Raw genomic sequence first — 11,831 nt, 5'->3', positions numbered from 1 at the left:
TTTGCCTTGAGCGCAATCTAGCGTGATTAGCTCAGGGGACATCGTCGTTACCAAAATTGTTCCAAAAAACCCAGGCGGCTTAACCGTTTCAGTCGCCGCGGCGAACCTTCCCCGCAAGCCGGCGTCCGAGCTAAGGCACTGTTGCCTACCGTTCGCCGCGAGGTTGTCGTTTGAAAGCCGCCATCATCAAAAAGTACCGCCTGATCATCAAGACCATGGGCTATGTGGGCTGGTCACTGTTCTGGCTGTTGCTGTGGGACGTCGCCGTCACCGTGGACTTCATGCTGTTCCTCACCGCCAAGATCAATTTGCCGCTGATGCCCCTCACCCTGCTGGGCTCGGCACTGATCGTGCTCATCAGCTTTCGTAACAGCAGCGCCTATAACCGCTGGTGGGAGGCCCGCACGCTGTGGGGCGCGATGGTCAACAATTCACGCAGCTTCGCGCGGCAGGTATTGACCCTGCTGGACGACCCCGACGGCGAAGTGAACCCGGTCAAGGCCACCCTGCTGCGCCGCCACGTGGCCTACGTGAATTGCCTGGCTGCGCACCTCAAGGGCGAGCCGTGCCCTGATGAAGTACGCGCCTTTATCCCCGCCGAGGAATTCGCCCGCAACGGCGCCACCAATAATTTCGCCAATGACATCCTCACCGGCTCGGCGGCGTTGCTGGCCAGGGAATACAAGACCGGGCACCTGGACAGCATTCGCCTGGCACGGCTGGAATCGACCCTGGTGGATTTGTCCAATGCCCAGGGCGGCATGGAGCGGATCGCCAACACGCCACTACCCTACCCCTACGTGTATTTCCCACGCCTGTTTATCTCGCTGTTCTGCCTGATCGTGCCCGTGGGCCTGGTGGAATCCCTGGGCTGGTTCACCCCGCTGGCGTCCACCGTGGTGGGCTTTATGTTGCTGGCCATCGAACGCATCGGCACCGACCTGCAAAGCCCGTTCCGCTCCAGCGAACACCAGATCCAGATGGAAGCCATCTGCGAAACCATCGAGAAAAACCTGCAATCGATGCAGCGTGATGCGCTGGGTGGCGAGCGCATCGGATAAACACGCCCTTCGGCCTAAAGTGCGTGCTCCCGCAGTCGATACAAAGGGAGTACGCATGGGCCACATCCCCTCAAAACAACACATGCGACGCTCGACGCCACTGTTTTCTCCTTGCCAAAAATATAAATACCCGCGGGTGAAGTCATGAATATCAAGCAAAAGTTGACCTGGGCGTTTGCCGCTATCGCGTGCCTGCCAGTCATCCTGGTGGCCGTTATGGTTGTGCTGAACTTGCGCGAGGGGGCCCTGGCCAATTTCCTCGACAGCAGCGGTCGCGAGATCCGTCAGATCGACAACGGCATGAAGCAGTTTTTCGATGGCATCAGCCAGAACGTCGACTTCGTCGCCAAGGACCCGCGCGTTGTCGCGGCCAAGGACCTCAAGAGCTACGCCGGCGCCGACGCCGCGCAAATCCCCCTGACCCAGACCAACAAAGACCTGCTGGCGATTTTCGATCAGTTCGCCAAGAGCCACCCGAGCACCGCCTACTTGTCCTTGGGCCTCGCCGACGGCGGTTATGCCAGCTGGCCTGACGACACCAAACTGAACAACTACGACCCACGCGTACGCCCCTGGTACAAGGCCGCCATCGCCGCCCCAGGCGCCACCGTGCGCACCGGCGCCTATTACTGGGCACCGGACGACGTGGTGCTGATCGGCACCGTGCACACCGTCGCCGACGCCACCGGCAATATCCTTGGCGTGGTCGGCCTGGACGTGTCGCTCAAGCAGCTCACCGAGCTGGTGCGCAACATCAAGCTGGGCGACAGCGGCTACCTGATGCTGGTGGAAGCCAACGGCAACGTGCTGGTGGACCCCAGCGACGCCAAGCATAACTTCAAGCCGATGGCCGACCTGGGCCCCAACTACGCCGAACTGGCCAAGCGCGGCGACGGCGTGACCCAGGTCGACATCAACGGCGTGGCCTACATGGCCAACGTGGTCAGCTCCAAGGATCTGGGCTGGCGCTTTATCGGCCTGATCAAACGCGATGAAGTCATGGCCGGCGCCACCAGCCTCACGTGGTTGATCGCCGCGATTGCCGCCGCCCTGGCCGTGGTGTTCGCGATTGTCGGCGCCAGTTTTGCGAGCATGATCGTGCGCCCGATTCGCGGGGTGGCCGACGGCCTGCAGGAGATTGCCGAAGGCGAAGGCGACCTGACGCGCCAACTCAAGGTGCAAGGCAAGGACGAAACCGCCAGCCTGGCGGGCTGGTTCAACCAGTTCCTGAGCATGATCGCGCAACTGGTGCAGCGCATCGGCAACGCCTCTTCCGACCTGCAAACCGCCGCCGCCGACACCAGCGAAGTCGCCAACAACATGAACCAGGCCGCCGGCCGCCAACGTGAAGCCGTGGAGCTGGTAAGCACCGCGTTCAACGAAATGGTGGCCACCGCCAACGAAGTCGCGCGTTCCTGCAGCGCCGCCGCCGCGAGTGCCGACGAAGGCTACCGCGACGTGCACAATGGCCAGCAGCACATCGGCGAAGCCACCGGCAGCGTGCTCAAGCTCAGCGAAGACCTGCAAAAGTCGACCCAGACCATGCAGTTGCTGGAGCAGGACAGCCAGAACATCAACACCATCCTCGACACCATCCGCTCGATCGCCGAACAGACCAACCTGCTGGCGCTCAACGCCGCGATTGAAGCCGCGCGCGCCGGTGACCAGGGCCGCGGTTTTGCCGTGGTCGCCGACGAAGTCCGCGCCCTGGCACGCCGCACAGCCGACTCCACCGGTGAAATCGACAGCCTGCTGGGCAACCTCGCCCGCCGCACCCAGGAAGTCACCCAGCAGATGCAGGGCAGCCTGCTGGTGTCCCACACCAGCGTGGAACGCATCCAGCAGGCCCGCGACAGCTTCGACAAGATCCAAGGCTCGGTGGACTCGATCCGCGACCAGAACACCCAGATCGCCACCGCGGCCGAAGAACAGCACCAGGTGGCCGAAGAGATCAACCGGCACATCGCGCAGATCCATGCCGATGCGCAACTGGTCGAAGGCTTTGCCCACTCGGCGCAGACCGGATCGGGGCGGTTGACGGATATTTCCGGTCAGCTCAAGGGGTTGGTGGGGCGGTTCAAGTTCTAGGGTCGCCTGCGGGGACGTGTATTGGCTACTATAGCCTCGCACTCCCCGCCTCTTACCCAAGCACTGCTATCAACGCGCTGTCGGGGATGACGGTGGTCACCAATGACTTCGGGATCGTGCAGGCCCTGATGGATGCGACGCAGGTCACGGTGATCCACACCGGCGACCAACTGGACCATGACAACCATTCTTCCGTCGGCGGGCTGGCCGTGGCGACCCTGCGCCAGGTGGTAACGGACATCGCCTTTGTGTCCATCAGCTCCTGGGACGTGCACCGAGGCATCACCCCCCCCTCGGCGTTGAAAGTCGAGGTCAAGCAAGTGGCGATGCAATCGGCGTCCCAGGTCGTGCTGGGCGCGAGCAGCTCCAAATACGGCACCTTCAGCATGTACCGCATCGCCGGGCTGGAACCGTTCGACGTGATCATCAACGACGACGGCCTGGCGCCGGCAGCGGCAGATGGCATCCGCACGCGCAGGATTGAATGGATGCTGCCGGCTGATCCGTTGCCGGCCTGATCCCCTTCCTGTGTGGGAGATGTCGAGCTTTAGCGAGGCTTCGACGGCGGCGGCATGGTTGGCAGGTGTCTGGCTGACACACAGCTATCGGGGGCAAGTCGAATCGTCGCACCGCCCCTCCCACATTTGATTGAGGTTGGCAGGTGGGAAGTTGCCCGGCCGTAGATCTCATGGTCACCGCTGGTCCCCTGTGGGAGATGTCGAGCTTTAGCGAGGCTTCGATGGCGGCGGCATGGTTGGCAGGTGTGTTGGCTGACACACCGCTATCGGGGGCAAGTCGAATGGTCGCACCGCCCCTCCCACATTTGAACCGAACCGCCGCAGAGGCTCGTCGACTACCGAGCCGCTTTCCAGTCCCGCAACCATTGCAGGCCCGCTGAGGTGTCGCCCTTTGGCCGGTATTCGCAGCCGACCCAGCCGTCATAGCCCAACTGGTCCATCAGTTCGAACAGGAACCCGTAGTTCAGCTCGCCCAGGTCAGGCTCGTGACGGTCCGGTACCCCGGCAATCTGGATATGGCCAATGCCATCGAAGTCGCGGAGCAGCTTGGTGGCCAAGTCACCTTCGACGATCTGGCAGTGGTAGCAGTCGAACTGCACCTTGAGGTTGCGCGCGCCGACTTCACGGCAGATGGCGTGGGCCTGGTCCTGGCGATTGAGGAAAAACCCCGGCATGTCGCGGGTGTTGATCGGTTCCAGCAACACAGTGACGCCGACCTTGGCCGCCGCCGCGCTGGCGTAGGCGAGGTTTTCCAGGTACACGGCGTGATGGCGCTCACGCAGGAATTCCGATGGCAACAGCCCCGCCATGACATGCACGCGGTGGTTGCCGAGCACGGCGGCGTACTCCAACGCGCGCTCGAAGCCACTGCGAAACTCGGCTTCACGCCCCGGCAGGCTCGCGATGCCCCGCTCCCCCGCCGCCCAGTCACCGGGCGGTGCGTTGAACAACACCTGCACCAGGCCGTTATCACTCAAGCGCTGCTTGAGCACCTGCGCGTCGTACTCGTAGGGAAACAGGTACTCCACCGCTTCAAAACCATCGGCCTTCGCGGCACTGAAACGCTCGAGAAAGTCATGTTGCGGGTACAGCATGCTCAGGTTGGCAGCAAAATGAGGCATAGGAACTCCTGGAAATCAGACAAAAGGCCAGATCAACAATGTAATCACGAAACCCAAGGTGCCGAGCAAGGTGGTGATCACCGCCCACGTGCGCAAACCGTCGGCCACGTTAAGCCCGGCAAGTTTGGTGAAGATCCAGTAGCCGGCATCGTTGATATGGGACATAGCCAGCCCGCCACTGTTCATGGGGTACTCCAGAGGAAAACGGCGGCTGACACCACACCGGCGAGCCGCGTTGGAGTTGGGATCGATCACTCACCAATGAACGGATCATGTTAATTATTTTTTCAATCTGACATTTTTTAACATCGATCCGAGAAAACCTCCGCCTCACCCCTTATCGCCTTTCCCCACGCAAACTCATTTGCGACCCTTGTGCTTTGCGTATTATGGTATACCATCATACGCAATCCACTCCCCCACACCTGATGGAGCCGCTCATGAGTTTCGAAATCCGCAAGATCGTCAGCTACGTAGAAGAAACCTTTATCGAAGGCGGCAAGGCCTCGGATACCCCGGTGAAGATGGTCGGTCTCGCCGTGGTGCTGAAGAACCCATGGCTGGGTCGTGGCTTCGTCGAAGACTTGAAGCCCGAGATCCGGGCCAATTGCTCCGACCTCGGCGCGCTGATGGTCGAGCGCCTGGTGGGCATCATTGGCGGTGCCGAAAACATCGAGGCGTATGGCAAGGCTGCCGTGGTCGGGGCCGATGGCGAGATCGAACACGCGAGCGCGATCATCCATACCCTGCGCTTCGGCAATCACTACCGTGAAGCGGTCAAGGCCAAGAGCTACCTGAGCTTCACCAACAAGCGCGGCGGGCCGGGCACCTCGATCCAGATCCCGATGATGCACAAGGACGACGAAGGCTTGCGTTCGCACTACATCACCCTGGAAATGCACATCGAGGATTCGCCGCGCGCCGATGAAATCGTCGTGGTATTGGGCTGCGCCGATGGCGGCCGCCTGCACCCTCGTATCGGCAACCGCTATATCGACCTGGAAGAGCTGGCCGCTGAAAAAGCCCAGTAAGCAAGACCGGCCAAAACAAAAAGCATGCAGGAGCGCTCCATGATTCGGCTCACCGCTGAACGCACCCCGGCTGGCACCAGTTATCTGGCGACCGGCCAAGGCCAGCCTGTGGTTTTGATCCACGGCGTGGGCCTGAATAAAGAAATGTGGGGCGGGCAAGTCGTTGGCCTGGCCACGAATTACCGCGTGATCACCTACGACATGCTCGGTCATGGCGCCAGCCCGCGCCCGGCCGCCGGCACGCCGCTGCTGGGGTATGCCGACCAGTTGCTGGAGCTGCTCGACCACCTGCAATTGCCCCAGGCCACGGTGATCGGTTTTTCCATGGGCGGCCTGGTCGCCCGGGCGTTTGCCCTGCACTACCCCGAGCGCCTCACATCCCTGGTAGTGCTCAACAGTGTGTTCAATCGCAGCCCCGAACAGCGTGCCGGCGTGATCGCACGCACCGCCCAGGCCGCCGAACACGGCCCGGATGCGAATGCCGAAGCTGCGCTGTCGCGCTGGTTCAGCCGTGAATACCAGGCGGCCAACCCGGCGCAGATCGCCGCCCTGCGTGAAACCCTGGCGGGCAATGACCCCCAGGGCTACCTGACCACCTACGAACTGTTTGCGACCCAGGACATGTACCGCGCCGACGACCTCAAGGGCTTGCGCGTACCGACCCTGGTCGCCACCGGCGAACTCGACCCCGGCTCAACCCCGGAAATGGCCCGGCAACTGGCCGATCGTATTCCCGGCGCCACCGTTGCGGTGCTGGCCGAGCAACGGCATATGATGCCGGTAGAATCGCCACGCCTGGTCAACCAGCTGCTGCTGGGCTTCCTCGACACGGTGTACGCCCAAAACAATCCAATCAAGGGGATCGTTGCATGACACTCGCACGCTTCCAGATGTGCATCGGCGGTGAATGGGTCGATGCCCTGTCCGGCAAGACTTTCGACAGCCTCAACCCGGCCCTGGCCGAACCCTGGGCGCAACTGCCCGACGCCGATGAAGCCGATGTGGAGCGCGCCGTGCAGGCCGCCCAAAGCGCCTTCGACAGCCCGGCCTGGCGTGGCCTCACCGCCACCGCACGGGGCAAATTGCTGCGCCGCCTGGGTGACCTGATCGCCGAGAACAAGGAGCAACTGGCCCAGCTCGAAAGCCGCGACAACGGCAAGTTGATCCGCGAAACCCGTGGCCAGGTCAGCTACCTGCCGGAGTTTTTCCACTACACCGCCGGCCTGGCCGACAAGCTCGAAGGCGGCACCCTGCCGCTGGACAAGCCGGACCTGTTCGCCTACACCGTGCACGAAGCCATGGGCGTGGTCGCCGCGATCATTCCGTGGAACAGCCCGCTGTACCTGACCGCGATCAAACTCGCGCCGGCCCTGGCGGCGGGCAATACCATCGTGATCAAACCGTCGGAACACGCCTCGGCGACCATCCTCGAACTCGCGCGCCTGGCCCTCGAAGCCGGGATCCCAGCGGGCGTGGTCAACGTCGTCACCGGCTACGGCCCCAGCACCGGCGCCGCCCTCACCCGCCACCCACTGGTGCGCAAGATCGCCTTCACCGGCGGCGCGGCCACGGCCCGCCATGTGGTGCGCAGCAGTGCGGAGAACTTCGCCAGGCTGTCCCTGGAACTGGGCGGCAAGTCCCCCAATATCATCTTTGCCGACGCCGACCTCGACAGCGCCATCAATGGTGCGATTGCCGGGATCTATGCGGCGTCCGGGCAGAGCTGCGTGTCCGGTTCACGCCTGCTGGTGCAGGATGAAATCTACGACGAATTCGTCGAGCGCCTGGTGGCACGCGCCCAGCGCATCCGCATCGGCAACCCCCAGGACGACGCCAGCGAAATGGGGCCCATGGCCACCGCGCAGCAACTGGCCGTGGTCGAAGGCCTGGTCGCGGATGCCATCGCCGAAGGCGCGCGCCTGCGCACCGGCGGCAAACGCCCGCAGAACCTCGGTGAGGGCTGGTTCTATGAGCCGACCTTGTTCGAGTGCGACAGCAACTCGATGAAGATCATGCAGGAAGAAGTGTTCGGCCCGGTGGCCTCGGTCATCCGTTTCAAGGACGAAGCCGAAGCGCTGGCCATCGCCAACGACTCGCAGTTCGGCCTCGCCGCCGGCATCTGGACCCGCGATCTCGGCCGCGCCCACCGCCTGGCGCGGGACGTGCGCTCGGGGATCATCTGGGTCAACACCTACCGCGCCGTGTCGGCCATGGCGCCTATCGGCGGCTTCAAGAACAGCGGCTACGGACGTGAAAGCGGCATCGATTCGGTGCTCGCCTACACCGAGCTGAAGACGGTGTGGATCAACCTCTCCCAGGCGCCCATGCCTGATCCTTTCGTGATGCGCTAAGAGACCCCGACCATGATCGAACCCGGCATTTACAAAGACGTCATGAGCTCATTCCCTTCCGGGGTCACGGTGGTCACCACCCTCGACCCGGACGGCGGCATCGTCGGCATTACCGCCAGTGCGTTCAGCGCGCTGTCGATCGACCCGGCGCTGGTGCTGTTCTGCCCCAACTATGGGTCGGACACCTACCCGATCCTGCGCGACAGCAAGCGCTTCGCGATCCACTTGCTGTCCGCCGACCAGACCGCCGAGGCCTATGCTTTCGCCAGCAAAGGCAAGGAAAAGGCCAAGGGTATCGAGTGGCACCTGAGCGAGTTGGGCAACCCGCTGCTGGCCAAGGCCACGGCGATCATCGAGTGCGAACTGTGGCGCGAATACGACGGCGGCGATCACGCGATCATCGTCGGCGCGGTGAAGAACCTGATCCTGCCCAAGGAACCGGTCACGCCGATGATCTACCACAAGGGCAAGCTGGGCCCGCTGCCGGCCCTGGCCTGAGGCGCGCGGGGGCCGTGAGGGTTTGTCGCTTAAGGAACGCAGCATGATAAACTTGGGCACGATTTTCGGCCCTCAATCGGCCCCGGCCGGCCGAGGCCTCCAGTTAACCGCCAAATTCAGAGCAGACCCCATGAAACGCGCGCCCCTCGACGACAGCTTCAAGGTCAATCACAACCCGGTCACCCTGCGCGAAATCGTGCTGGAAAAACTGCGCAGCGCCATCATGAACTTCCAACTGCTGCCCGGTGACCGCCTGGTGGAGCGCGACCTGTGCGACCGCCTCGGCGTCAGCCGCACCTCGGTACGCGAAGCCTTGCGTCACCTGGAGTCCGAAGGCCTGGTGGAATTCGCCGATGCCAAGGGCCCGCAGGTGGCGATCATCACCCTGGCCGACGCCGTCGACATCTATGAACTGCGCTGCGTGCTCGAAGGCTTGATCGTGCAATTGTTCACCCTGCGCGCCAAGGCCAAGGACATCAAGGCCCTGGAAAAAGCCCTGGAAGAAAACCGCAAGGCCCTCAAGGACGGTGAGCTGCAACAGGTCATCGACTCGGTCCAGGGCTTCTACGACGTGCTGCTCGAAGGTTCGGGCAACCATGTGGCGGCCACCCAGTTGCGCCAGCTGCAAGCGCGCATCAGCTACCTGCGCGCCACCTCGGTGTCCCAGGAAAACCGTCGCGGCACCAGTAACCAGGAAATGGAACGCATGGTCCAGGCGATCAAGAGCGGCGACCCGCTGGCGGCCCACCAGGCCTGCGTCGATCACGTGCGTGCGGCCGCCGCCGTGGCCCTGGACTACCTCAAGCGCAAACAGGAAGAAACCGGCAAGATTCCGGAAATCACCCTGCCCATCGCGCTGAAAGAACCGCGCATAGGTCACTGACCTTGGCCAGCCCCAGCTTTTGCCCGACATGCGGCGGCAGTGACCTCGGTCACCAGCTGCCACCGGGCGATACCCATGAGCGCCTGATGTGCCGGGGCTGCGGCTATATCCATTACATCAATCCCAAGATCATCGCCGGCTGCATCATCGAGCAGGACGGCAAATACCTGCTGTGCCAACGGGCGATCCCGCCCCGCCCGGGCACCTGGACCTTGCCTGCCGGCTTTATGGAAGGTGGCGAAACCACCGAGCAGGCGGCGTTGCGTGAAGTCTGGGAAGAAAGCGGCGTACGCGCCGAGATCGTATCGCCCTACTCGATCTTCAGCGTGCCGAAAATCAGCGAGGTGTACATCATCTTCCGCGCCATCGCGCTGGAGATCACCGGCCAGTTCGGCCCGGAGACCCTCGACTACAAGTTCTTCGCGCCCGAGGAGATTCCCTGGGACAGCATCTACTACCCGGCGATCCGGCAGATCCTCGAACGGTATATCGAGGAACGCCAGGCTGGGGTGTACGGCATCTATATCGGGAACGATGACAGCGGCAAGATTCATTTCATCCGCTGACCGCACGGCCAAACACGGATCAACATGTGGGAGGGGGCTTGCTCCCGATAGCGGTGTATCAGTCAGCATCCTTGTAGCTGACAGATCTCTATCGGGAGCAAGCCCCCTCCCACATTTGGCCCATGTTCGGCCTGATGACCTAGGGCGCCAGCCCTTCCACGATGATGATCTGCGCCAGCCCCACCCCTTCACGGTGCGCCTTCGCCTCCTGATATTCAGCGGACTCATAACACGCCACCGCCTGCTCATAGCTCTCAAACTCAATCACCACATTACGCTGACGTGCCGGCCCGCCTTCCATTGCCTCGCTGCGCCCGCCCCTGGCCAGGAACCGTCCGCCAAACTTTGCAAACGCCGCCGGCGCGCGCTGGGTGTACTGCGTGTATTGCTCGGCATCGGACACATCCACATGGGCAATCCAGTAGGCCTTCATCGTGACATCCTCTTGTTGAGTTTTGTGGTATACCATAATACATACAACCAACAAATCGAGCACTCTCCATGTCCTTCAACAGCATCGCAGACATCATCGAAGACTACCGCCAAGGCAAGATGGTGCTCCTGGTGGACGACGAAGACCGGGAAAACGAAGGCGACCTGTTACTGCCTGCGGCCTGCTGCACCGCCGAGACTATCAGTTTCATGGCCCGCGAAGCCCGTGGCCTGATCTGCCTGACCCTTACCGACGAACACTGCCAGCGCCTTGGCCTGGAACAGATGGTGCCGAGCAACGGCAGCGTGTTCAGCACCGCGTTTACCGTGTCCATCGAAGCCGCCAGCGGCGTGACCACCGGCATCTCCGCCGCCGACCGCGCACGCACCGTGGCAGCGGCCGTCGACAGCAATGCCGGGCCGGCCGACATCGTGCAGCCGGGGCATATCTTCCCGTTGCGCGCCAAGGACGGCGGCGTGTTGACCCGCGCCGGCCACACTGAAGCCGGCTGCGACCTGGCGCGCCTGGCCGGGCACACCCCCGCATCGGTGATCGTCGAAGTGATGAACGATGACGGCACCATGGCCCGCCGCCCCGACCTGGAAATCTTCGCACGCAAGCACGGCATCAAGATCGGCACCATCGCCGACCTGATCCACTATCGCCTCAGCACCGAACGCACCGTGGTGCGCATCGGTGAACGCGACCTGCCCACGGTGCACGGCACGTTCCGCCTGATCACCTTTGAAGACCGCATCGACGGCGGCGTGCACATGGCAATGGTGATGGGCCAGTTGCGCCGCGATACCCCGGCGCTGGTGCGCGTGCATGTGATCGACCCGCTGCGCGACCTGGTCGGTGCCGACTACAGCGGCCCGTCCAACTGGACGCTGTGGGCGGCCTTGCAACGTGTCGCGGCTGAAGGCAGCGGCGTGGTGGTGGTGCTGGCCAACCATGAGTCGTCCCAGGCGCTGCTGGAACGCGTGCCGCAACTGACCCAGGCACCGCGCCAGTTCAACCGCTCGCAGTCGCGCATCTATTCCGAAGTGGGCACCGGGGCGCAGATCTTGCAGGACCTCGGCGTCGGCAAGCTGCGTCACCTCGGCCCGCCCCTCAAATACGCCGGGCTGACCGGCTACGACCTGGAGGTGGTCGAGAGCATTCCCTTCACCGAATGACGGATAACCGGTAAGGCAAAATGCTTGCACAAAGTTTGGAATACCATAATATGATATTCCATAGACCGAACGCTTCTGCCAAGTGCGCCCGCCAGGGAGAGCA

At 62.8% G+C, this 11,831-nt stretch carries 10 protein-coding genes and 4 pseudogenes; 11 read left to right on the top strand and 3 right to left on the bottom strand.

The features are described from left to right. The first annotated feature begins 170 nt into the window (after positions 1 to 170). From B9N88_RS05015 to B9N88_RS05005, 4 genes and pseudogenes are all read left to right on the top strand, one after another. Positions 171 to 1,061, top strand: a complete 891-nt coding sequence (locus tag B9N88_RS05015; RefSeq protein ID WP_027603608.1) for a bestrophin family protein — start codon at positions 171 to 173, stop codon at positions 1,059 to 1,061. Between the two features lie 144 nt (positions 1,062 to 1,205). Beyond that, positions 1,206 to 2,285: pseudogene (locus B9N88_RS33210) on the top strand (cache domain-containing protein); the annotation flags it as partial. A 327-nt stretch (positions 2,286 to 2,612) separates the two neighbouring features. Beyond that, positions 2,613 to 3,149: pseudogene (locus B9N88_RS33205) on the top strand (methyl-accepting chemotaxis protein); the annotation flags it as partial. A gap of 68 nt (positions 3,150 to 3,217) precedes the next feature. After that, a pseudogene (locus B9N88_RS05005) lies at positions 3,218 to 3,667 on the top strand (DeoR/GlpR transcriptional regulator); the annotation flags it as partial. A 335-nt stretch (positions 3,668 to 4,002) separates the two neighbouring features. Here B9N88_RS05005 and otnI read toward each other — a convergent pair. Next, entirely contained in the window at positions 4,003 to 4,788 is a 786-nt protein-coding gene (otnI, locus tag B9N88_RS05000; protein ID WP_027603605.1) for a 2-oxo-tetronate isomerase, read from the bottom strand. 15 nt (positions 4,789 to 4,803) lie between these two features. After that, positions 4,804 to 4,974 (bottom strand): annotated as a pseudogene (locus tag B9N88_RS04995) (transporter); the annotation flags it as partial. A 254-nt stretch (positions 4,975 to 5,228) separates the two neighbouring features. Between B9N88_RS04995 and B9N88_RS04990 the strand changes: the two are divergent. The 6 genes from B9N88_RS04990 to B9N88_RS04965 all read left to right on the top strand — a co-directional run bounded on the left by B9N88_RS04990 (position 5,229) and on the right by B9N88_RS04965 (position 10,117). Further along, complete coding sequence (locus B9N88_RS04990; protein WP_027603604.1) at positions 5,229 to 5,819, top strand: amino acid synthesis family protein; 591 nt, start codon at positions 5,229 to 5,231, stop codon at positions 5,817 to 5,819. A gap of 39 nt (positions 5,820 to 5,858) precedes the next feature. Then, entirely contained in the window at positions 5,859 to 6,692 is an 834-nt protein-coding gene (locus B9N88_RS04985; RefSeq protein WP_027603603.1) for an alpha/beta fold hydrolase, read from the top strand. Further along, entirely contained in the window at positions 6,689 to 8,170 is a 1,482-nt protein-coding gene (locus B9N88_RS04980) for an aldehyde dehydrogenase (RefSeq protein ID WP_027603602.1), read from the top strand. Before B9N88_RS04985 ends, B9N88_RS04980 begins: the two co-directional genes overlap by 4 nt. A 12-nt stretch (positions 8,171 to 8,182) precedes the next feature. Beyond that, a complete protein-coding gene (locus B9N88_RS04975; protein ID WP_027603601.1) occupies positions 8,183 to 8,668 on the top strand; it encodes a flavin reductase family protein in 486 nt (161 codons plus the stop codon). A 130-nt stretch (positions 8,669 to 8,798) separates the two neighbouring features. After that, a complete protein-coding gene (locus B9N88_RS04970) occupies positions 8,799 to 9,551 on the top strand; it encodes a GntR family transcriptional regulator (protein ID WP_027603600.1) in 753 nt (250 codons plus the stop codon). 2 nt (positions 9,552 to 9,553) lie between these two features. Further along, on the top strand, positions 9,554 to 10,117 hold the full coding sequence (locus B9N88_RS04965) for an NUDIX hydrolase (RefSeq protein ID WP_027603599.1): 564 nt from the start codon (positions 9,554 to 9,556) through the stop codon (positions 10,115 to 10,117). 139 nt (positions 10,118 to 10,256) lie between these two features. On the opposite strand, the gene B9N88_RS04960 is transcribed toward B9N88_RS04965, so the two are convergent. Further along, on the bottom strand, positions 10,257 to 10,550 hold the full coding sequence (locus B9N88_RS04960) for a DUF1330 domain-containing protein (protein ID WP_027603598.1): 294 nt from the start codon (positions 10,548 to 10,550) through the stop codon (positions 10,257 to 10,259). 68 nt (positions 10,551 to 10,618) lie between these two features. Between B9N88_RS04960 and ribBA the strand changes: the two genes are divergently transcribed. Continuing rightward, complete coding sequence (gene ribBA, locus B9N88_RS04955) at positions 10,619 to 11,728, top strand: bifunctional 3,4-dihydroxy-2-butanone-4-phosphate synthase/GTP cyclohydrolase II (RefSeq protein WP_027603597.1); 1,110 nt, start codon at positions 10,619 to 10,621, stop codon at positions 11,726 to 11,728. The last annotated feature ends 103 nt before the right edge of the window (positions 11,729 to 11,831 follow it).

The organism is Pseudomonas sp. LAMO17WK12:I1 (assembly GCF_900177315.1).
GTDB classification, from domain to species: domain Bacteria; phylum Pseudomonadota; class Gammaproteobacteria; order Pseudomonadales; family Pseudomonadaceae; genus Aquipseudomonas; species Aquipseudomonas marginalis.
This window is presented reverse-complemented; position numbering and strand designations above follow the sequence as displayed.